Consider the following 22,532-nt stretch of genomic DNA (forward strand, 5'->3'; position numbering starts at 1 on the left):
GTGCTCATCTCCAAAGCTTAATTGTTTAGTCCCTTATTATAATACCCACCACCATTTTAACGTGTTTAAAGAATTTTTGTAGTAATTTAGTTTATACGTCACACAAATGTTCTACTGGTATTTTCTTTTCCCGAAAAGGGGCCAAAAAATCGTTCACAAACAAGTCGATTGTGTATTGTCATAAAGCATGATACTTTGAAAATAATACAAAAATGAACGAAAGAGGATGTCATAAAATGTCGAAGTACGCACCATTGCTAGAACCCATTACATTATCTAATGGCATTACATTAGCCAATCGATTTGTCCTTTCGCCAATGACGACGAACTCATCTACGAAAGAAGGACATATCACAGAAGAAGATTTACGTTATGCGAAACGACGCGCAAGTTCAGCAGGATTGCAAGTAACCGGCGCAGCATATATTGAGCCATATGGACAATTGTTTGAATACGGCTTTAATATCTCTGATGATGCTTGTATTTCTGGTCTTAGAAAAGTTGCGCAAGCGATGAAACAAGATGGCAATAAAGCGATTATTCAACTTGCGCATGCTGGAAGATTCTCAAATACTGCAATTATGAATTATGGAGAAGTGTATGGCCCCAGTCCAATGACCTTGCATTCACCAATTAAACATAACGTATTAGAGATGTCAGTTGATAAAATTCATGAAGTTACACAACAATATGCAGATGCGACATCTCGTGCGATCCAAGCGGGCTTTGATGGTGTTGAGATTTCAGTCGCACAACGTTTAATATTACAAACATTCTTCTCAACATTCTCTAATCAACGTCATGACCAGTATGGTGTTGATTCATTAGAGAATCGAGCACGCTTTGGCTTAGAGGTCATGCAAGCAGTACAGAAAGTGATTGATGATGAAGCACCAAGTGATTTCATCTTCGGCTATAGAGCAACACCTGAAGAAACTAGAGGTAGTGACTTAGGCTATACCGTCGATGAATTTAATCAACATATCGATTGGGTTATGGACGTTGCCAATATTCATTATCTGGCTATCGCAAGTTGGGGGCGTAATATTTATCAGAATAAGACACGTACACCTGGCGCACATTATGGACGACGCGTTAATCAAGTCGTATATGAACATTTAAATGGTCGTATACCACTCATTGCAAGCGGCGGAATTAATTCACCTGAGACGGCACTAGATGCTTTAAGTAACGCTGATATGGTTGGTATGTCTTCACCATTTGTCACAGAACCAGATTTCGTGCGTAAATTGGCAGAAGGACGTGAAGACGCCATTGACTTACATGTACATCCAGATGAGTTAGATGAGCTAGCCATTCCACATGCAGCATTCAAAGACATTGTTCAAATGATGGATTATGGCGAAGGCCTGCAGAAGAAAACACGTGATGAATTGCGTAAATTAGAGAAAAATTATGATGAAGAGTAGGACGCAAGGCATAAAACGAATGTGTTAAAAGATTTTGTTGCATTGCCCTACAATGATGAATAGAACAAGAATATGTTGATATAGGTTGGGATGTTTTAATACGTTCCAGCCTTTTGTTTTGTTTAATTTCCGGCTAAATATTTAATTTTTTACGTCGTTAATGTAAACTTATTTATATATAAAGTTTACTTTTAGGGTTTAGCGGGATTTTTTAAGGATAAGGGGTTTAACAACATGACATTAAATTTGGCAGAACGTATTTTAAATCAAGATGTTTTAAGTAAAGAAGAGGCGTTAGCATTATTTGAAGATGAAGCGATAGATACGTTTGAATTATTAAATGAAGCGTATGTTCTTCGTAAACACTTTTTCGGGAAAAAAGTGAAATTAAATATGATACTTAATGCGAAAAGTGGCATTTGTTCAGAAGACTGTGGTTATTGTGGTCAATCTGTGAAAATGAAAGACAAACAGCGGTACGCCTTAGTGGAACCAGAAAAAATTAAAGCAGGTGCACAAGTAGCGACAGATAACCATATTGGTACATACTGTATCGTGATGAGTGGGCGTGGTCCTACAAATAGAGAGGTTGATCACATTTGCGACACAGTAGAAGAAATTAAAGCGTTACACCCACAACTTAAAATTTGTGCTTGCTTAGGACTAACGAATGAAGCACAAGCGGAGAAGTTAAAAGAAGCGGGCGTGGATCGCTATAATCATAATTTAAATACAAGTGAACGTTATCATAGCGAGGTTGTAACGACACATACATATGAAGATCGTGTACGTACGGTTGAAATCATGAAAGCGAATCAAATCTCGCCGTGTTCAGGTGTGATTTGTGGCATGGGTGAGACCAACGAGGACATTATCGATATGGCGTTTGCGTTGAAAGATATTGACGCTGATAGTATTCCAATTAATTTCTTACACCCAATTAAAGGAACAAAATTCGGCGGACTCGATTTATTATCGCCAATGAAATGTTTAAGAATTATCGCGATGTTTAGAATTATTAATCCATCTAAAGAAATTCGTATTGCCGGTGGTCGAGAAGTGAATTTACGATCACTCCAAGCCATCGCATTAAAGGCAGCCAATTCCATCTTTGTAGGTGATTATTTGATTACAGGCGGACAACCAAACGAACTCGACTATCAAATGATTGAAGATTTAGGATTTGAGATTGATGGGTAGTTTAGAATACGTTTGAAATTTGCTACGATAGAAGAGAAGAACATTTAGAAAAGGATGAAATAACATGTCATCTAAACAATCATCATTTGGAGATAAACGTTGGCATAACATTTTACTTATTGTAGTAGGCATATTGGCATTCTGTATATTCCATTTTGTAATGGGTGTTAATGTGGCATATGCATTAATGTTTCTATATGGGCCACTTATCATAGGGATTGTTAATTTAGGAAAGATTAGAGAAAAAGAAAATAATAATGACTGAATCATAGACATAAACCACACGTTTTGAATTTTAAGGTAAAAAAACGTGTGGTTTTTAACATTAAAACACAAAATCATTAATATTCAAAAATAGTATTGAAGATACCTAAAAATAATAATTGATGTTGCGCCATAGTGGGATCTAATAACTCAAAATATACTTGCTTATTTGGTTCTCTTATTAACTTCCAACTTGCTATTGTAGTGCCGGTATCTTCGTTTACAATCGTGCTCCATCCAAAAAAATCATATCTTAGAGTATAAAGTTCATCGTTAAAATAAAAATAAGGATAGTCTGTTTTCTCGGGAAATAATTTTTGGTGGATGGTTATATCATGCGTTACTTGCGGTTCCGATTCAAAATAATTAACGATATAATTTTTGGTGATAAATGGAAATTTGCGACGCCCTTTGAATACTAAGCGTTGTTCATTGTCAAAAATACGCCATCTTGCTTTGAAAAAAAGACGCATATCCTCAATGAATAGATATTCATAGCCATATACTTCAAAACGTTTAATGGTTCCTAACTGTTTGTTAGGATCGTCTACATCAACAATGTTTTTTAATTTTGGTGATAAGACATGCCCAATTTTATGTGTATACATACTGCGCACCTACTTTTAAAGAATTACAAGAAGTATCATTTATTTTAAACATAAACAATTTATATATTTCATGCAAGAGGAGAAAGAAAAAGATATAGCTTATTGGTGGAGATCATATGAAATGAATTTTTTCGATTACTCAAATTTATAGAAGGCCGAAACAAGTTTACCTTTATCAGTAACTTTATATTGAAATATTTTAAAGCCACAATCTTCACAATAAAATTTATCTAGTTTGAAATGATCGTACCAGTCAACGCAAACATGTTTCAATGCAGTTTTTTTATAAATATCATAAGCTATTGAGAATGCATATTTTAAAATTGTTTTCCCTGAAACTAAACCTTTATATTGGTCGTTTCTAGCGAGTTTCGTAATTAATAAAGATGGAAATTCATTGTTTTTCATAGCATCAGAAGAAATTTTCTTTTTAATATTTTTACTTACATTAATTTCAAATTTTATGATGACTATTTTTAAACAAAAATATCCGATGAGTTCTGAAGTATCGGAATCAATTATTAAATACGTGCGGATTGAATTTTGTTTATTTAAAGAAAGAGCTTTGTCTTGCAAGTAAGATGCAATAGAAGGGTTTGAAGAAGTTTTAAATTTACTTATATTTCGTCGGATAAGTTTGAGAAGAAATTCATCTTCCATCTCATAGTTAGTAAGTTCAAAGATATTACAAAGTTGATGGTTTATCTTTTTCATTTTCTACTAGTTTTTTAAATGGATTTGGTTGTGGTGTATCTTCTTCAAGTCGGTTATGAAAAGGCTTAAACTTTGCAGTTGCAAATATGATAGCTTCTTCTTCAGTTAAAGTATATGAACTTCTTTCTTCAGGAATCATAGTATCATCTCCTTTTGTTATAATATAATGTTTTTATAAATTATAATACGCATTGAAATATTTGGCAATAGAAAAGATATGTAAGTAAAAGTCTTTATTTGTTCAATAGTATTGACTAAGGCAGAGATAAATATAAAGGAATAAAGAACAAAAAAGGAGGGAAACAGAATTCACTGTTTCTCTCCTTAATATAGTTACATCAATCCTATCAATTTCATCCATAGTGAGCCTAAACCGAGCCAGATGACAAAGTACACAACGCCTAAAACAAGGTTCATCAGCCACCAACGTTTCTGAGTGACATAACCAGCGGCATAAAGGATAGGTGCTGGACCGCTACTGTAGTGTGTTGTAGAGGCCATTAAATTTCCAAAGAAGCCAAGCATTAATGCACTGAATAATGGTGGTGCACCTGCGGCAACGGCTACGCCAAGCAATGCAGCGTACATGGCACTGACGTGAGCGGTTGAACTGGCAAATAGGTAATGTGAATAGAAGTAAAAGATAATGAGTATGACAAGAACGACTGGCCAACTGAGTACACCTAAGCTTGTTGCGATAGTATGGCTTAACCATGGAATAAAGCCTAATTGATTGAGTTGATCTGCCATCATAACTAGCACTGAGAACCAAACTAATGTATTCCAAGCACCCGTTTCATTTAAGATATCTTTCCAATCTAATACACCTGTGATAAGCAATAAAGATAATGCAATAAATGCAGTTAATGTTGCATCTACACCAATAAAGCTGCCGATGACCCAGAGTAGTAAGGCGATGATAAATACACCAATCATAAATTTTTCAGCTTTAGCAATTGAACCCATTGCTGCTAATTCATTTTCAGCCCAATGTTTCGCATCCGGTGTCTCTTTCACTGTTGGCGGATAGAGTTTATAAATAATGTAAGGTATGACAATCAGTGACACAATTCCAGGTACAACTCCTGCTAAGAACCAGTTCATCCAAGTTAAGTGAACATGCGCGGTTTTCTCTGCTAAATTTTGAGCGAGTGGATTACCGGCCATTGCTGTTAAGAACATGGCTGCAGTAATAAGATTGCCGTGAAATTCGGTAAAGATTAAAAATGAGCCCACCTTACGTTCGGTGCCTTGTTTTGGGTCAGAACCAAATGATTTAGATAGGGACTGAATGATTGGGAACATAATACCACCAGCACGGGCAGTATTACTAGGTGTTGCTGGCGCCAATATTAAATCTACACCGACGAGTGAGTATGCCAGACCAAGTGTCTTTTTACCAAATAGTCTTATAAACTGAAGTGCGATACGTCGACCTAGTCCAGTCTTAACAAACCCTCTAGAGATAAAGAATGCCATTGCAATCAACCAAATACTTGGATTACCGAAGCCTTGAACCGCTGTCTTAGTATCGATAACGCCAACTAATATAGTTAACGTGAATCCTATAATTGATACGGCACCAATCGTCATCGGTTGGGTGATACAACCGATAATGGTACCTACGAATATAGCAAACATAAGCCATGCATCCAGACTGAGTGATTCGGGTCTGAAGGGGGCAAGCACAGCGATAAGTATGCCGATGACAAGGGGTAATATGAATTTCTTATATTTAACAGAGTGATTCATCTCGAAACCTTCTTTCCAACTTTCGAACATTTTCATACATAGAATAGACTTATTTTTAAGTAATGTACAGCGTGTTTTTGCATTTTGTTGAGAATGATTATCAATGAAATATTAAGTTAAAAAAACGCATAGGCTATCGAATTTTAGATGTGTATGGGATAAAATGTTATTCAAAGAAAGGGGATGACATCATGTTAACTATAGGGACGTTGATCGCGAAAGATGATACATGGATATTGTGGGCAATTATTATTGTTTGGGCGACAGTCAGTATTGTCTTAGAACAAAAGTATCAATGGGCGAGCACGATTTCAGGAACTATTATAGCCTTGGTAGGTGCGATGGTATTATCTAATTTTAAAGTGATTCCAACTGAATCACCGGTGTATGATACGGTATGGGATTATGCCGTACCTATTTCAATTCCTTTATTATTGTTCAGTTCGAACATTTTAAAGATTTGGAAAGAAAGTCGTCGATTATTATATATTTTCTTAATTGCGTCTGTTGGGACATTAATGGGAACCACAGTAGGATTTATTGTGCTTCATCAATGGATTCCATACTTAGCTAAGATTGGCGCGATGATGACAGGTAGCTATATCGGCGGTGGTGTAAACTTTGCAGCTTTAAGTACCAAATTTAAAACACCAAGTGATATGATTTCATCTACAGTTGTAGCGGATAATAGTGTGATGGCGCTTTACTTTATGTTATTAATTGCTATACCGTCATTGCCTATTATAAAGAAATGGTTCAAGACGGATTACCAAACGGCGTCAACACCAGAAACGCAACAATCCTATTGGAAACCGAAGCAAATTCAACTATTAGATATTGCACTTTCAGTGGCGATTGCAGTCGCATTAGTCGCTATTAGTTTTAAATTATCTGAGGTAATTCAACATGTGATACCGCAGTCTAATGTTCTACTAACTATCCTTGTTTCTTTCTTTGGAGATCAGTATTTGTTATTGACGACACTGACGTTATTAGCGGTGGCTATTTGGGGAGATTTCTTTGATAAATTAGCCGGTTCTTCAGAAATTGGGACGTTCATTATTTATATATTCTTTGTCGTTATCGGAACGCCGGCTTCATTTATGATGATTATAAAAACGGCGCCATTGTTATTTGTCTTTGTGATGATTATTTTAATTTTCAATTTAGGTTTAAGTTTAATTGTAGGGAAATTATTTAACTTCAAGATTGAAGAAATATTGTTAGCGAGTAATGCGACAGCAGGTGGTCCAACGACGGCAGCAGCATTAGCAATTAGTAAAGGATGGCAAGGGCTTGTTGGTCCAATATTAATTATAGGCACATTAGGTTATGTCATTGGGAACTATGCCGGGACACTTATGTATCAACTGTTAATACACATTGGATAAGCATACATAAAAGGAGATATCTCAGCAAAACGTTTAGCTGAATATCTCCTTTTTAAATTTAATCATTTAATTCGCTATCTTTAATATCTGTAATAAACATGTGTCCGGGTGAGTGTGTAATCATTAACTCAGGTTTGGCATCAAGCGCAACGGACTGTGGTGTCACGCCACACCCCCAGAAGACAGGGACTTCATTTGGTTTGATCGTGACAGCCTCTCCATAATCAGGCTTATTAATATCCGTGATACCCAGTTCTTCTGGTGTGCCAATATGGATTGGCGTGCCATGGACATTCTTAAAGTGTGATGTGATTTCAGTTGCTTTAATCGCTTGTGTCATTGTCATTGGACGCATGCTCACTGTAATATTACCTTTAAAATAGCCACTTGATTCGGCAGGAATATGCGTACGATACATTGGGACGTTATGACCTTCTTCAATGTGTCGAACAGGTAAGCCAGCTTCCAACATGGCATGTTCGAAGGTGAAACTACAACCAATTAGAAAGCTAACCATATCTTCGGTATACAACTCTGTGATATCATCGACTTCTTTAATCAACTGGCCATGTTCATAAATGCGGTATTTCGGAACGTCAGTGCGAATATCTGCGTTACGTCCATAATATGGAAACGAATGTGCACCAACTTCCGAGACATCTAATAGTGGACACGTCTTAGGATTTCTAAAACAAAATTTTAAAAAATCATAAGCGTATTTCGATGGCAATATGACTACATTTGCTTGAATGTAGCCCTCAGTCATACCACTTGTGTGACCGACAAGTTCTCCTTTACGAATCAATTGGCGCAAGACTTCAGGTGATGCTTGTTTGTAATTCATGTTAAATCCCCCTTGTTTCCCCTTTATAATTGAAAGTGCATATTACTACAATATTTTAAAATTACACATATGACAAGAAAGAAGATACAGTTTATTTATTGAAATAGTTATAGACTAAAGTGATAGAACTATTAACAAATAATGGTAATAAACAATATAAACTAACGACGATCCAATTATCACTTACACGATAAATGACAAAAAACAATATAAACAAAAATATACTTATGATTAGCCCAATGAGTGGTAATAAATGATAGTACTGGTCCATATGATTATGATTGTTTCTCATTATGATCCGCCTTTTCATTAGACTCACTAAGCTGTTCACGTTGTTCCAATGGGATAGAATAGTCTTTGTCATCATTGATATAAGACATTTGGAAGTGCTTCGTATGTTCTCTACGGAGTGCGCGCATAATTGAGAGCGTCATTAATAATAGAATGATAGAGAACGGTAATCCTGTTACAACAGAGGCAGTTTGTAAGCTTGTTAACCCACCTGCAATCGTCATTGCTACCGAGATTGCACCAATGAGTAATCCCCAAACCACTTTGTGCTTAACCTTAGGATTCTCACTACCTCCCGTTGCCATGCCAGCAACAATATGTGTCGTTGAGTCGGCACTTGTCACTATGAGTAAGAATATTAAGACGACGGCAAGAATGCTCGTTATATCAGCCAATGGAAATTTAGATAATAATTCAAATAATGCAACGGTGTAATCTTTATCAACTAATTGCGCAATATTATCGCCACCCATTGCAACTTTCACTGCCATACCACCAAAGCCAGCAATCCATACAAATGAAATGAGTGGCGGTACGATTAAGACACACATAATAAACTCACGAATGGTGCGTCCACGAGATACACGCGCAACGAAACCACCGATAAATGGTGACCATGAGATAACCCATGCCCAGTAAAAGACAGTCCATTGTTGAATCCATGCATTATTACCAGAATAGGGATTGATACGCAAACTATATTCAACAAAATGTCTGATATAATCGCCAATGGCTAACGTGTAGGATTCAAAGATGAATTTTAAATCCCCAACAATCAGCATAAATAATAATAAGATTGCACCTAAAATAATATTGATGTTGCTTAGCCATTTCACGCCACGATTTAATCCAGTTACCGCAGAACCTAAGAATATACACACCATGAGTACTGTGATAGCTATTTTTGTAACGTTATTGTTGGGTACATGAAAGACATGGTTAAGACCACCACTAATTTGCATAATTCCAAGACCGATAGAAGTGGCGATACCCATGACTGTAGCTATAATTGCTAAGATATCAATGATATTTCGAAATGGACGTTTATAAGCTTGTCCGAAGACAGGTTCCATTGCTGTAGAAATTAACCCGTCTCGCTTTTTACGAAATTGAAAATACGCCACGATCAGTCCCGCCATGGCGAATATAGACCATTGTGAAATGCCCCAATGGAAGAAAGTGTAACCCATAGCTACACGAGCAGATTCTGCCGATGCATTCGGCACGTCTTTTGGAAAAGGTGAATGGAGATAATGTGTGAGTGGTTCAGCAACACCCCAGAATACGATACCAACACCAAGTCCAGCCGAAAATAACATACCTAACCATGATAAGAATGAAAATTCTGGTTCTTCATCATCACGCCCTAATTTGAAGCGACCATAACGAGAAATTGCTAAAGAGATTAAAAAGATGTCTAAAATGAATATGATAAGTAAAAATAACCAACCAAATGAATTAGAAATAAAGTCATAAATATGCTGTGCATGATTTCCAAAAGCTTTAGGAAAGAAGCCAGCCATTGCAGTTATAAGTATAATGATGGCTACGGATACCGTGTATACTAAATAATTGTTTTTCTGTCGCTTGTCATTCATTGTTCAATTAAGTCATCCTTTATAATTTATTTATTTTGAGTATACCGATAATAGTAAATATTTTCAAAATTCAAATTTTATGAAATATAACGATTCATAAGTCATACTGCGCTATTTTGAAAACTTTTTCCAAAAGAGAAATTTGGCTAAATACTATCTAATGAAATGCTATAATTGAGATGAAAATTTGAAGAATTCAATAGAAAAGAAGGTATATCATGTCGACAAACTATGTCATTACGAACGGTAAAATTTACACAGAACAACAAGTTATTGAAAATGGATATCTTGTCGTAGAAGATGGCAAAATCAGTGATATTCAGCAAGGAACGTATACTGGCGAATTAGAACAAATAGATGTGAAAGGTCAAAATGTATTGCCTGGGTTCATTGATATTCATATTCATGGCGGCTATGGTGAGGATGCCATGGATGCGTCTTACGATGGTTTGAAACATTTGGCAGAACAATTGTTATCAGAGGGCACAACTACATTCTTAGCAACAACGATGACACAATCGGATGCCAACATTGAAAAAGCATTGAAAAATATCGTGGCATATCAAGCAGATCAACAACAAGGAGAAGCAGCGGAAGTAGGCGGCATTCATTTAGAAGGACCATTTATTTCAGAACATAAAGTTGGTGCACAAAATCCTAAATATGTGCAACGTCCATCAGCGTCGAAAATTCAACATTTCCAAGATGTGGCTAATCATCAAATCAAAATTATTACATTTGCACCAGAAGTTGAAGGTGCCCATGATACGCTTAATCAATTACATGATGATATTATCTTCTCAATGGGGCATACGGTAGCCACTTTTGATGAAGCGAATGAAGCGGTGGAACATGGTGCTAAGCACGTCACACATCTATATAATGCAGCTACACCATTCGAACATCGCAATCCTGGTGTCTTTGGTGCAGCGTGGACGAATGATCAATTAAATACTGAAATTATTGTGGATGGTATTCATTCACATCCGGCTGCTGTGCATATTGCATATAAGCAAAAAGGAAATGAACATATGTATCTCATTACTGATGCTATGCGTGCGAAAGGCATGGAAGATGGGGAATATGATTTGGGTGGACAGAACGTTATCGTTAAAGGTAAAGAAGCCCGCCTAGCAAGTGGTGCCTTAGCAGGTAGTATTCTTAAAATGAATGATGGTTTGCATAATTTAATTCATTATACACACGATTCATTAGAAAATTTATGGCGTGTGACAAGCTTGAATCAAGCGATTGCATTGAACATCGATGCGCATAAAGGTAGCTTAGCAATCGGCAAAGATGCGGATATCGTAGTGGTAGATGATACGATTCGTATTGACAAAACAATCAAATCGGGCGTTGTACATCAATATTAAAAAATGTATTCAATTGGGATTATCTCTTTTCCGCGTTTAAAAATATGCATACAAGTGTATATATGTAGTAAATGTTTTGATACGAAACACAAGCGACGGAAAAGAGGTGTCCTAACCATGAATAATGATTTTAGATTCCCAAATGCTAAACATTTCTTTAGTTGGTTAACATGGCTATCAATTATTGCATTACTTGCAGTAATCGTACTTAATTTTATTGTATATAGCACATTCAAAAGTTTTAATCATTTTACTTTAGCGTTTGAATTCCATCAAACAGAGTTAATATTCTTAATTACTTTCTCAATTATTGCGATTATCAGCATTATTATGTATTTAATTTTAAAATTATTTAAACATTCATAAAAAAAGAAAGTGGATTGTAATCTCCACTTTCTTTTTTTGTATTATTTAGGATAAGATACTATAACTGTTTGAAAATCGTGTCATCAACAATGATTTCTACATTAGGATGTTGATGTAGGATCGATGCAGGTAATGACTCAGTGGGTTCACTGTTTAATAATTGATGAATCGCATCACGTTTACGTTCACCAAATGCTAAGAGTATGATTCGTTTCGCACGCATGATGGAATTTAATCCCATTGATACAGCTTGTTTAGGTACATCATCAATATGATCAAAATGCACACTGTTGGCATTAATCGTTGATTCGGTTAAATCAACGACACGTGTTTCACTTTCAAAAGATGTGCCTGGCTCATTAAAACCGATATGGCCATTTTCACCAATACCTAATAATTGGATGTCTGGTTGACCTATTTGCTTCAAGCGCGCTTCGTAACGTCGTGCTTCCTCCTCTAAATGATCAACATGCCCTTGAGGGATATGAATGTGATCTTCATTCCAACTATCATTATGATCAAATAATAATTGATGCATATACGTATGATAACTTTGAGCATGCGAAGGTTCTAAACCTACATATTCATCTAAATTGAACGTTTGAACATTTGCTAAATCAACGTGATTGGCTGATAGCAATTCTGAAAAGCGGGGATAGACATCCGTCATCGTGCCACCAGTAGCAAGGCCCAATATCGCATCAGGTTTGTCTTTAGTCAGTTTCAATAGTTCAATGGCAACATAATCACTCGCCAGTTTTTTGTCTACTAAGTTTGTTATTTTCATGATTTATGCCTCCAAATTAAGATGTTATTTCTGTTGGACAGCTTCTATAAAACGTTCAGTGATTTGTTTAGGACGTGTAATTGCACCGCCAACAACCGTGCAATGTACGCCTAAATCGCTTACCTTTTTATACATTTCAGGGGTAATGACATTTCCTTCAGCAATCACTTTGGCATTAACCTTTTGCAATACTTCTTTCAAGAATTCAAAATCATTCTCAAAGAGAATGTGTCCCTTTGTATAAGACGTATACCCTCGTAATGTTGTGCCAATGTAATCAAAGTTTAAATGATCTGCATTAATGGCTTCTTCAACTGTTGAAATATCAGCCATAATTTCAACATGAGGTGCTTTCTCTCGAATGTATTGAACTAATGCCTCAAGTGACTCCTTAGGACGCGATTGGGTAGTGGCATCTAAAGCGATTACCTCGCAACCACTTTCGATTAATTCGTCAACCTCTTTAGAAGTTGCGGTAATAAATACATTTGAACCCTCATAATCTCGTTTTACAATTCCGATAACCGGTAGTGATACTTCTTCTCGAATCGCTAAAATATCTTCTTTCGTATTAGCACGAATTCCAACTGCACCACCTTGATAAGCGGCAAGCGCCATTTTTGACATAATAAATGATGAGTGCAATGGTTCGTCAGGTAACGCCTGACATGACACGATTAATCCGTTTGGTAACATTTTTAAACACGCTCCGTCTTTTCAAAATTGTAAATAGAAATAGCATTGTAATTGATTCGTTTATTCATTCATATCATAACATTAAGAAAATATTTATCAATTTATAAACCACATTTGAAAAATATTTTCAAATATACTACAGTTTAACTAACTTAATTACGAGGTGATGTAATGAAATTTGAAAATCGTATTCAACGAAGCCGTCATTTGTTAACGAAAATGGATAAAAAAATCATCGACTACATACAAACACATGAACTTGATGAAAATTTCTCAACGATTAATTCTTTAGCCTATGCCATAGGGACATCACCAGCTACAATCACAAGATTTAGTGGGAAATTGAACTATGCCAACTTTCAAGATATGAAATTTAATTTGCAACATGAAAAATCAGAAAAAGTAGTTGAAAATGCGCCACTTGTTCAACTGATTCATCGTTATCATCAAAATATTATTCAACAAACGGGTGAATTTATTTCCGAGGAAAAGATTAAGCGTTTAGCACATAATTTGAAGACATGTCGCCAAGTCAATTTCGCGGGATTAGGAAGTTCAGGATTAACGGCAAGTGAATTTTATTATCGAACGATGCGCATGGGTATTAAAGGATCTGTGTCGACAGATGCACATCAAATGAAGATTTCTGCATCGCTATTGTCATCGAGAGATATGTTTGTCGCTATTTCAAATAGTGGTGAAACGTTAGAGTTAATTGAAGCTGCGAAGATTGCACAAAAACAAGGTGCCTATGTGGTTGTGATAACCAACTTTGAAGGAAGTACGCTCACTAAGAATGCAGATTTAGTATTAATTACGACTGCACAATCCAGCAACAATGATTCGAAATTTATTAATTCACAAATCGCGACACATTTTTTATTAGATTTAGTCAGCTATATACTACTTAATGACACACATATGCATCACGTGTATCAACAAACGCGTCATGTCATTTTAGGTGATGAGAAAGAATGAAAAAGGGGGCGTGGGACGACGAATTCAATGTGAATGCATCGAATTCTGTCCCGCTCCCCTAACGCTATAGCCTTATAGTTGAGTGATTGCACCAAATAATGCGGCATGGTTTTCTGTTTGAGTGGTTTGTATCTTAGCAATGCCGTAATCAGAAGGTAGATAGTGATGGATTTTAGGTTCGATGTATTTAAGTAATGTGTTACCTTGAGATGAAATACCGCCACCTATCAGAATAAGGCTTGGATCATACATAATTTGAATTTGTGCGATACCTTCAGCAACATAATGACTCCATTGATCAAGAATGAGAATGGCATCTTGATGATTCTTTTCAGCTAAATCAAATAACTTAGGTACGTCGGTGCCGTGTTCAAACTGATTTACCGTCATTAGGGCTTTAAGTGCAGAAGTTGAGGCACGTTGCTCGAATGTTTTACCATCTTCTTGTCGATACAGTAAATAACCAATTTCATTTGCGCGATGACGTGACCCTTGATATATACCAAGCGTTGAATTATAAAATGCACCCCCGATACCAGTGCCTAAAGTTAAACAAAAAATATTATCCTCTTCATAATGGTGGAGTTTGAGTTCCCCTAATAATGCAGCATCCACATCATTATAGACAGCGATATCAGACGATAAATCTTTAAAGACCTCGAAGAATTGCGTACCGTCGTAATTTGGAATGGTCGGACCGGTATAAATAATCTGACCTAAATCCGAATCAACGACGCCGGCACTTGAAATACCAATAAATGGATTGTTAAGTTGATATTGGCTCATAAACCCTTCTACCAATTCATACACTTTATCTACTATACGTACATTTATATTATCTGGCGTTTTAATCTTTTGATAATCAATCATTTCTAAATCATCATTAATGACTGCTACTTTAATATTTGTTCCACCTATATCTACAGCTATTTTATACATTGAGGTACCTCCTTATTCGTCTTTATTATAACGACACTTCAAATCGAAGTAAGCGTCATCCCTCCTTTTGAAAAATATTTTCACTAATTTTAGAATATTTTGTTAAATCTTTTCAAAAGTAGTTGTTTAAGAAAATGATAGCGTTTACAATTCGAAGTGTAAATAGAAATTTATTGTAATTGAATTTATCTCAAAGTTTATAAAAATGAATTTGAATAAAAATTGGTTTGGAGGAACGTGACATGGAAGATAAATTAAAAGGTTTATATGCCGCATTACTTGTACCATTTGATGAACATGGTCAAGTCAAAGAAGAAGGGCTCAAACAAATCGCCAAAAATGCGATTGAAACTGAAAAACTTGATGGCTTATATGTGAATGGTAGTTCTGGAGAAAATTTCTTAATTAGTAAAGAACAAAAGAAACAAATCTTTAGAGTTGTGAAAGAAACTGTTGGAGACGATGTGAACTTAATCGCGCAAATTGGCTCATTAGATCTAAATGAAGCGATTGAACTAGGGAAATATGCAACTGAATTAGGTTATGATGCATTATCAGCAGTTACACCATTCTATTATCCATTCTCATTTGAAGAAATTAAGCAATACTATTTCGATATTATCGAAGCAACGCAAAACAATATGATTATTTATGCAATCCCTGATTTAACAGGTGTCAATATTAGTATTGAACAATTTGGCGAGCTATTTAACCATGAGAAAGTTGTTGGCGTGAAATACACTGCACCCAATTTCTTCTTATTAGAACGAATTCGTAAAGCATTCCCTAATAAGCTCATATTATCAGGATTTGATGAAATGTTAGTTCAAGCCACAATCTCAGGTGTCGATGGGGCGATTGGTTCTACATACAATGTGAATGGTCGCCGTGCACGACAAATTTTTGATTTAGCACGTGAAGGTAAAATTGCTGAAGCCTATCAAATACAACACGATTCAAATGACATCATTGAAACAGTATTAGGTATGGGCATTTATCCAACATTAAAAGAAATATTAAAGTCTCGTGGTATCGATGGCGGCTTACCTAAACGTCCATTCAAACCATTTGATGAAACACATCGTGACGCATTAGACACTTTAATTAAGCAATATGATTTATAAGCAAACTGAGACGATTTAACAACAGAATATGAAGCACAAGGGGTGTTGATTATGCATCAAGTAGGTTTTGGGGCATGGAATTGGGTAGCTGTTATTGGTTATCTAGTCATTATGTTATTAATTGGAGCGTACTTTACTAAAAGAGCTGGTAAAGATACGGATAGTTTCTTCACGGCAAGTGGTCGCTTACCTTCATGGGCCATTGGTTTCTCGATTTATGCGACAACATTAAGTGCCATTACCTTTATGTCTACACCAGAAAAAGCATTTTTAACGGATTGGGCATACATAGCTGGTAATATTGCGATTGTCGCAATTATTCCAATTTTAATTGCTTTTTATGTACCATTCTTTAAAAAGTTACGTGTAACATCAGCGTACGAATATTTAGAAGCACGATTTGGTCCAAGTATTCGTGTCATTGGATCATTATTATTTGTTATCTTTCATTTGGGACGCATCGCTATCGTAATTTATTTACCGACACTAGCCATTACAGCAGTATCTGATATGAATCCATATATCGTAGCTAGTTTAGTAGGGATTTTATGTATTCTTTATACGTTTTTAGGTGGATTCGAGGGCGTTGTATGGAGTGACTTTATTCAAGGCGTTATCTTACTTGGCGGGGCATTATTGATTATTATCATCGGTGCTTTTGAAATCAAAGGTGGTTTCGGCACCATTGTCAGTGACGCAATCGCCAACAAGAAAATTATTAGTGCAGATAACTGGAAATTGAATTCAGCAGCGGCTGCGATTCCAATCATTTTCCTTGGAAATATCTTTAACAACTTACACCAATATACTGCGAGTCAAGATGTTGTTCAACGTTATCAAGCATCAGATTCAATGGACGAAACGAAGAAATCATTATGGACCAATGGTGTATTAGCGTTAATCTCTGCACCTATCTTCTATGGTATGGGAACAATGATGTATTCATTCTATCAACATGAACAAGTCTTACCTAAAGGATTCAATACATCATCAATCGTGCCGTACTTTATTCTAACTGAAATGCCACCATTTGTAGGTGGGTTATTGATTGCTGCTATATTTGCAGCTGCACAATCAACGATTTCATCAAGCTTGAACTCAATTTCAGCATGTATTTCAGAAGATATTAAACACCGTTTCTTTGGAAAAGGGGCAGACAAAGCAGAAGTTAACTTCGCACGATTAGTCATTGTTGTGGCAGGCTTATTAAGTTATGGTATTTCAATATACTTAATTGCTGCTGATTCAAATAACTTATGGGATTTATTCTTATTAATCACTGGATTATTTGGTGTACCACTGGCTGGTATCTTTGCAGTAGGTATCTTTACGAAGCGTGCCAACACATTTGGCGTCTTAGTAGGTTTAGTTACAGGCGTAGTGATCGCATACTTACTCAATGGTGTCGGAGGCGGAAACTCACCATTCTATGTATCAATTATTTCTTTCGTCGTGGCCTTCGTCTTTGGCTACTTAGTAAGTCTGGTTGTACCAGCTAAAAATGCGAAAGATATTACTGGATTAACAATCTTCGATAAAGATAAACCATCAACATATATTTCTAAAGTAGTAGAGAAAAAATAATATTTTGTTGCGAGTTGGACACAAGTTTTTGTTCGACTCGTATTTTATGCCTCTAGAGTTATGCTAAGATAAAAATGAACTATAAAACAAATAGAGGTATCATCATGAAATTATTAAAGATTATAGGTATGTTTATTCTAGCACTACTAATCATGAGCATTACGCATTGCATCCATCTTCAGTGACTTAATTCCATTTTTAGGTATAGACGCTATTCTACAAGGGTTATTATATGTTATCTTTGCATTTCTCGTTGTTCGATTATTCATCATGCGTGTATTTAAAGATAATTTAAAAGCATATCGCATCACGAAACCTAAATTTAATATCATCTATGTGGTATTAGGTATAGGTTTACCAGTAACAGTTTATGCGGTATATTTCATCTTTGTACCAGGTGATTTCATCGTACATCATTTTAGTACTTTGAATGATACATTGCACACGTTTTTCTGGTCTATCTTTGTAACAGCCATTGGTGGCGCAATCGTTGAAGAAATGGTATGCAGAGGTTTCTTGATGGTGTATGTTGAGAAGAAGACGAATATCAACGTTGCCATTATTTCCACGGCAATCTTTTTTGGTGCCATTCATTTGTTAAACGGTGGACTAAATGTAACTAGTTTCTTCTTATTATTAATTAGTGGTTCATTAGTAGGTATGATGTTTGGTTTAGCAACTTATACATTCAATACCATTTGGGCAAGCATTACATTACATTTTTGCTGGAATTTATCCCAAATTGTATTCATCACTGAAAAGGAAAGCCAGTATAGCATATGGCAGTATGTCGTACATACTAAGAACATAGCAATCACAGGCAATCAATTTGGTTATGAAGCATCAGTGATATCCATCGCTGGATATGTATGCATGATTTTAATTTTACTAACAATTAAGCGAAAGCAAGCATAAGGGAGTGGGCAGAATTCTTTTAAATTCGTCGTCCACTCCCAGCTTGCTTTGCTTGTAGAATTTCTTGATGAAGTTCTCTTTGCTGGGGTCCCGACTCCCAACTTGCTTAGCTTGTAAAATCACTTTCGTGATTTCTTTGTGTTGGGGCCCCGCCCACCCCCGCAAGGATGACTAGAACTGAGAAAAGCTTGATTTAAGCGCCTTTTCAGTTCAGTCAGCTACTGCGAATTTGCTAAATAGCTTCATTATATTATTTATGTCCCAGGCTTTTAGTTATTTATACTGAACGTTCATATTTTTTATTCAACTTCAAGAGCATACTAATTAGTATAGAAGCACACAGAATACTGCTAAATAAAATTGGATAAAAAATATTAGAGATATTAAACAATACACCGGCAAGTAAATATCCAATTGGTGCAACGCTTTGAACAACACTCGTCATTAAACCGAAGTATCGACCTTTATAATTTTCTGGAATAACTTTTTGTAAATATATCATAGCTGAAATATTCATAAATTGGATTCCTACGCCAGTTAAAAAACGTGAAACGCTATAAATAATAAGTATAAAACTCGGATTAAAATGTACTATAAAAGGAACAGATAATATACCCATACTTATACCAAGAATCAATGATCCAATGATGTTTCTATCAAACGTACTTTTTATAAATTTAATATAAGGATAGACAATTGCCATTAGAAACATTGATATAGTCGTAATCGATTCTATTAGCCCTAATGATTTAGAATCCATATGAAAATATTGAGCAAAACTAGTCGAAATACCAACATTACTAAAAGCCAAAAAGAAATTAGAAATAACTCCAATACTTAGTAAGACAATGAGGTCTTTATGTGGTTTGATAAATTTAAGAATCCCTGTTTCTGTCATTTGGTTTTCTTCAATAGTTTCTTTATTCTTTTCAGATGTTTGTTCATGATTGAATTTGATGAATAAAAAAAGTACCAATGATAATAGTTCAGTTATTATCATAATAATTAAGAAATCCGATAAATGAATAAACGCATAAATCGTTCCACCAAGAATAGGTGCTACAATGGAAACCATTCTAATGATTGCTTCACGATTTGAAACAGCTTTTTCTAATAAAGTGTCCCCAACTATTCCGACTAGACCACTTGTGAATGTTAATCCTACAATAATATCTGTTATCGTAAGAATAATCAGCAATATAAAAATAGTTATAATATTGTCTAATAAATGATTAAATACAATAAAAATTGGAATAATACATAAATTAATTATTTGTCCTATTATTACGAGTTTCTTTTTAGTATAATGATCAACTAATTTACCTATTAAAGGTGCGCATAAGACCTCTATAATGACTAAAGTAACAAGGTAAGTTGTGAAATAAAGTGGACTTTTGTAGTCATAGAGTAATTTAAATGACAGGGCAAAGATGAATAGTTCACTGCCAATAATGCTTATTAAGGTAAATAATAACAGTAAATAGTAATTTCGCTTCATTTTAGGTCACCCCCACAATATAATATCTTTATAATACCATTTATCAGAATTTTTAGAATATAAAGGTTGTATCATTTAAGTTTTCAATTCTGTTAATTTATATAATTTTGTACGATATACTCTGACTGTGAATATATTTAATACTGATAAATAAAAAAGGAGATTTGATATGAAAAAGTTTATATTATTCATTTCAACATTAGTATTAACCCTTTCATTAGTAGGATGTTCGTCATCATCGGATGAGAAAGATTCTAAAGATACATCTTCAGATAATAAGCAGTCACACAATAGTTCTAAACATAATCATAAGATACCGAAACATATTTTTGAAAAAACAACCAAAAATCAGAAGATTTCTGAGGGTACGATCAAAAAAGATATTAAAACCTATTTAGATACCGATAGAAAACTAACAGATGCTAGAGAGCCATACGAGGACAAGTTAGACTCTGACGAAAAATTATCTAAAAAGAAAGAGCAAAAATTCAATCATATTGTTGACTTACAAGAACGAAATTTAAAAAACTTTGCCAATTACATAAAAATTAATCAGATGCCTAACAAAGAATATGAACAATACACTAAAAAGATAAGTAATTATATGATAGCAATTTATCAAACAAATCAACGTGCGTTAAATTTAGATGAAAATGCATCATTAAAAGATATTCTCGATATTAATAAAGATAAAAATATTGCGAATGGTCGAGAACAAGCAAAAATTGAGAAATTTTTAAAAGAGAAAAATATCCAAACCATTGCATTTGATAAATAAAAATAAGCAGGACTTCGACGGGATGAAGTCCTGCTTTTACTGTGTAAGTAATCATTTCTAAATTAAGAAAGATTTAAGATTAAAGAGTGACATTATTTGTTATGGTAGAACTAGCTTCAGACACTTATGTTTAAAAAGTACCATGAAATAACTTACTAAAATCATGATGCCACTCACACCGTTATGAATCATGTGAACCATCATACTATCTCTAACATTACCACGACGATGGTAAGCTAGATAGAATATCATGCCCATCATCGTATACATTAGAACAGCTACCCAATTTGAAATACCATGCTGAGAAGCAAAGATAAGGGATGATAAAATGAATGGTAACCAGAATCGTGTACGTTTAAATAATGTTTCTTTGAAGATGCCACGATAAACAAGTTCTTCTAAATAAGGTGCTACAAATGTAATCGTAAGTACGAAGATAATGAGCGGAAAGACTTGCCCTAATTGATCAGGTGTTGGTTTAGCCGCATTCATATCACCTAATAACATTTTGTCATTTTGTGTTTGCATCGAACCTGTAGCAAATAACATTAAATATGACATACCTATAACGATGATTCTAAGAAGTACGGCCCAACCAATGTTAATCGCAATCGCTTTGCCTGTGAATTTTTTAGGTTCTTCATACGTATGACGTTTATAATAGCCTCTAACAAGCCATATCACTATAGCAGCGATTAATAAATAAATGATGGTTACTAATGTACCAGTCAATGTATCTATATAAATAGAAAAGCTATAGATAAACATGATACTAACTAACGGAATTTGAATCAGTAACATCCAGCCAATGAAAATGAGGGCACGCACAAACTTATTACCCTTTGGACAATGTTCTTCAATATGTATATGCTCCTTGGATGTCAATGCTTCATTTGAGGAAGTGGTTACATTAGCATTTGTATTCAGATTCTGTTGATTCGTCATAATAAACCCACCTTTGTCTAGAAATAGTAAACTTTGAACATGAATACTTCATTATGAATGTAACATATATTTGACATTTTTAATAGGTCACTTGCTAAGAATAAGTAATTTTAACTTAAAATTAACAATTCAAATAATAATGCTAGGAGGCGAACGGTGGCACAACATGATACGAAAAAAGACTTTCAAATTCCTCATAAACCTTATTGGAAGTTGCTATTACAATCCCTATGTTTAATCATTATTTTATTTGCTGGGGCGCACGGTCCAAGCAATATAGAAGAATGGTTGATTTACGGCTTTTCAGGTTTGATTTTTCTTACTGCATATTTAAAAATAAAACGCCTTGAAGTACCGATAATCATACACATGCTTGGTAATATATTCGCTACATTTCAAAATTATTTTTGGTAGAGAAGCGCTAAAGTTATAGTATATACGTAATAAAAAGCAA

23 protein-coding genes are annotated in these 22,532 nt (G+C 35.0%); 12 read left to right on the forward strand and 11 right to left on the reverse strand.

The window, feature by feature from the left end:
- Nucleotides 1-236 precede the first annotated feature (236 nt).
- From HMPREF3239_RS01970 to HMPREF3239_RS01980, 3 genes are all read left to right on the forward strand, one after another.
- Nucleotides 237-1,430, forward strand: a complete 1,194-nt coding sequence (locus HMPREF3239_RS01970; RefSeq protein WP_053030077.1) for an NADH-dependent flavin oxidoreductase — start codon at nt 237-239, stop codon at nt 1,428-1,430.
- 234 nt (nt 1,431-1,664) lie between these two features.
- Nucleotides 1,665-2,630, forward strand: coding sequence for a biotin synthase BioB (bioB, locus tag HMPREF3239_RS01975; RefSeq protein WP_053030076.1), 966 nt, complete (start codon nt 1,665-1,667; stop codon nt 2,628-2,630).
- A 64-nt stretch (nt 2,631-2,694) separates the two neighbouring features.
- Nucleotides 2,695-2,895, forward strand: coding sequence for a hypothetical protein (locus HMPREF3239_RS01980; RefSeq protein WP_053030075.1), 201 nt, complete (start codon nt 2,695-2,697; stop codon nt 2,893-2,895).
- A gap of 76 nt (nt 2,896-2,971) precedes the next feature.
- Here the strand turns inward: HMPREF3239_RS01980 and HMPREF3239_RS01985 are convergent, their stop codons facing one another.
- The 4 genes from HMPREF3239_RS01985 to HMPREF3239_RS01995 all read right to left on the reverse strand — a co-directional run bounded on the left by HMPREF3239_RS01985 (nt 2,972) and on the right by HMPREF3239_RS01995 (nt 5,968).
- Complete coding sequence (locus tag HMPREF3239_RS01985) at nt 2,972-3,502, reverse strand: tubby C-terminal domain-like protein (RefSeq protein ID WP_053030074.1); 531 nt, start codon at nt 3,500-3,502, stop codon at nt 2,972-2,974.
- A gap of 135 nt (nt 3,503-3,637) precedes the next feature.
- Nucleotides 3,638-4,216 (reverse strand): hypothetical protein, encoded by a 579-nt coding sequence (locus tag HMPREF3239_RS12585; RefSeq protein ID WP_053030073.1) that lies wholly within the window; start codon nt 4,214-4,216, stop codon nt 3,638-3,640.
- Nucleotides 4,188-4,355 carry a hypothetical protein gene (locus HMPREF3239_RS12405; protein ID WP_174841330.1) on the reverse strand — a complete coding sequence of 56 codons (168 nt, stop codon included), beginning with the start codon at nt 4,353-4,355 and terminating at the stop codon, nt 4,188-4,190. Before HMPREF3239_RS12405 ends, HMPREF3239_RS12585 begins: the two co-directional genes overlap by 29 nt.
- Before the next feature lie 194 nt (nt 4,356-4,549).
- The gene (locus tag HMPREF3239_RS01995; RefSeq protein ID WP_070854555.1) at nt 4,550-5,968 is read right to left on the reverse strand and encodes an anion permease; all 1,419 of its coding nucleotides are present in this window, start codon (nt 5,966-5,968) and stop codon (nt 4,550-4,552) included.
- Nucleotides 5,969-6,159: 191 nt separating this feature from the next.
- Between HMPREF3239_RS01995 and HMPREF3239_RS02000 the strand changes: the two genes are divergently transcribed.
- Nucleotides 6,160-7,359 carry a DUF819 family protein gene (locus HMPREF3239_RS02000; protein WP_053030071.1) on the forward strand — a complete coding sequence of 400 codons (1,200 nt, stop codon included), beginning with the start codon at nt 6,160-6,162 and terminating at the stop codon, nt 7,357-7,359.
- Nucleotides 7,360-7,417: 58 nt separating this feature from the next.
- Here the strand turns inward: HMPREF3239_RS02000 and HMPREF3239_RS02005 are convergent, their stop codons facing one another.
- On the reverse strand, nt 7,418-8,203 hold the full coding sequence (locus tag HMPREF3239_RS02005; protein ID WP_070854556.1) for a putative hydro-lyase: 786 nt from the start codon (nt 8,201-8,203) through the stop codon (nt 7,418-7,420).
- 275 nt (nt 8,204-8,478) lie between these two features.
- Nucleotides 8,479-10,092, reverse strand: coding sequence for a BCCT family transporter (locus HMPREF3239_RS02010; RefSeq protein WP_053030069.1), 1,614 nt, complete (start codon nt 10,090-10,092; stop codon nt 8,479-8,481).
- Between the two features lie 218 nt (nt 10,093-10,310).
- On the opposite strand from HMPREF3239_RS02010, the gene nagA reads away from it, so the two are divergent.
- Nucleotides 10,311-11,468, forward strand: coding sequence for an N-acetylglucosamine-6-phosphate deacetylase (gene nagA, locus HMPREF3239_RS02015; protein ID WP_053030068.1), 1,158 nt, complete (start codon nt 10,311-10,313; stop codon nt 11,466-11,468).
- A gap of 117 nt (nt 11,469-11,585) precedes the next feature.
- Nucleotides 11,586-11,834 (forward strand): hypothetical protein, encoded by a 249-nt coding sequence (locus tag HMPREF3239_RS02020; protein WP_053030067.1) that lies wholly within the window; start codon nt 11,586-11,588, stop codon nt 11,832-11,834.
- A gap of 58 nt (nt 11,835-11,892) precedes the next feature.
- Here the strand turns inward: HMPREF3239_RS02020 and nagB are convergent, their stop codons facing one another.
- Together nagB and HMPREF3239_RS02030 are read right to left on the reverse strand one after the other, a co-directional pair.
- Complete coding sequence (gene nagB, locus HMPREF3239_RS02025) at nt 11,893-12,621, reverse strand: glucosamine-6-phosphate deaminase (RefSeq protein WP_053030066.1); 729 nt, start codon at nt 12,619-12,621, stop codon at nt 11,893-11,895.
- Between the two features lie 24 nt (nt 12,622-12,645).
- On the reverse strand, nt 12,646-13,317 hold the full coding sequence (locus HMPREF3239_RS02030) for an N-acetylmannosamine-6-phosphate 2-epimerase (RefSeq protein WP_053030065.1): 672 nt from the start codon (nt 13,315-13,317) through the stop codon (nt 12,646-12,648).
- 171 nt (nt 13,318-13,488) lie between these two features.
- Here HMPREF3239_RS02030 and HMPREF3239_RS02035 point away from each other — a divergent pair, with 171 nt between their 5' ends.
- A complete protein-coding gene (locus HMPREF3239_RS02035; RefSeq protein ID WP_053030064.1) occupies nt 13,489-14,295 on the forward strand; it encodes a MurR/RpiR family transcriptional regulator in 807 nt (268 codons plus the stop codon).
- A 72-nt stretch (nt 14,296-14,367) separates the two neighbouring features.
- Here HMPREF3239_RS02035 and HMPREF3239_RS02040 read toward each other — a convergent pair whose 3' ends face one another.
- Nucleotides 14,368-15,234 (reverse strand): ROK family protein, encoded by an 867-nt coding sequence (locus HMPREF3239_RS02040; protein WP_070854557.1) that lies wholly within the window; start codon nt 15,232-15,234, stop codon nt 14,368-14,370.
- A 242-nt stretch (nt 15,235-15,476) separates the two neighbouring features.
- On the opposite strand from HMPREF3239_RS02040, the gene HMPREF3239_RS02045 reads away from it, so the two are divergent.
- From HMPREF3239_RS02045 to HMPREF3239_RS02055, 3 genes are all read left to right on the forward strand, one after another.
- A complete protein-coding gene (locus HMPREF3239_RS02045; RefSeq protein ID WP_053030062.1) occupies nt 15,477-16,358 on the forward strand; it encodes an N-acetylneuraminate lyase in 882 nt (293 codons plus the stop codon).
- A 51-nt stretch (nt 16,359-16,409) separates the two neighbouring features.
- On the forward strand, nt 16,410-17,942 hold the full coding sequence (locus HMPREF3239_RS02050; RefSeq protein ID WP_053030061.1) for a sodium:solute symporter family protein: 1,533 nt from the start codon (nt 16,410-16,412) through the stop codon (nt 17,940-17,942).
- A gap of 270 nt (nt 17,943-18,212) precedes the next feature.
- A complete protein-coding gene (locus HMPREF3239_RS02055; RefSeq protein WP_256323730.1) occupies nt 18,213-18,857 on the forward strand; it encodes a CPBP family intramembrane glutamic endopeptidase in 645 nt (214 codons plus the stop codon).
- Nucleotides 18,858-19,134: 277 nt separating this feature from the next.
- Here HMPREF3239_RS02055 and HMPREF3239_RS02060 read toward each other — a convergent pair whose 3' ends face one another.
- A complete protein-coding gene (locus HMPREF3239_RS02060) occupies nt 19,135-20,355 on the reverse strand; it encodes an MFS transporter (RefSeq protein ID WP_053030060.1) in 1,221 nt (406 codons plus the stop codon).
- Nucleotides 20,356-20,524: 169 nt separating this feature from the next.
- On the opposite strand from HMPREF3239_RS02060, the gene HMPREF3239_RS02065 reads away from it, so the two are divergent.
- Complete coding sequence (locus HMPREF3239_RS02065) at nt 20,525-21,133, forward strand: NDxxF motif lipoprotein (RefSeq protein WP_053030059.1); 609 nt, start codon at nt 20,525-20,527, stop codon at nt 21,131-21,133.
- 99 nt (nt 21,134-21,232) lie between these two features.
- Here HMPREF3239_RS02065 and HMPREF3239_RS02070 read toward each other — a convergent pair whose 3' ends face one another.
- Nucleotides 21,233-22,078, reverse strand: a complete 846-nt coding sequence (locus HMPREF3239_RS02070; RefSeq protein WP_070854558.1) for a CPBP family intramembrane glutamic endopeptidase — start codon at nt 22,076-22,078, stop codon at nt 21,233-21,235.
- Between the two features lie 156 nt (nt 22,079-22,234).
- Between HMPREF3239_RS02070 and HMPREF3239_RS02075 the strand changes: the two genes are divergently transcribed.
- Nucleotides 22,235-22,492 carry a CPBP family intramembrane glutamic endopeptidase gene (locus HMPREF3239_RS02075; protein ID WP_053030057.1) on the forward strand — a complete coding sequence of 86 codons (258 nt, stop codon included), beginning with the start codon at nt 22,235-22,237 and terminating at the stop codon, nt 22,490-22,492.
- The last annotated feature ends 40 nt before the right edge of the window (nt 22,493-22,532 follow it).

Source organism: Staphylococcus sp. HMSC34C02, from assembly GCF_001838705.1.
Taxonomy (GTDB): Bacteria; Bacillota; Bacilli; order Staphylococcales; family Staphylococcaceae; genus Staphylococcus; species Staphylococcus borealis.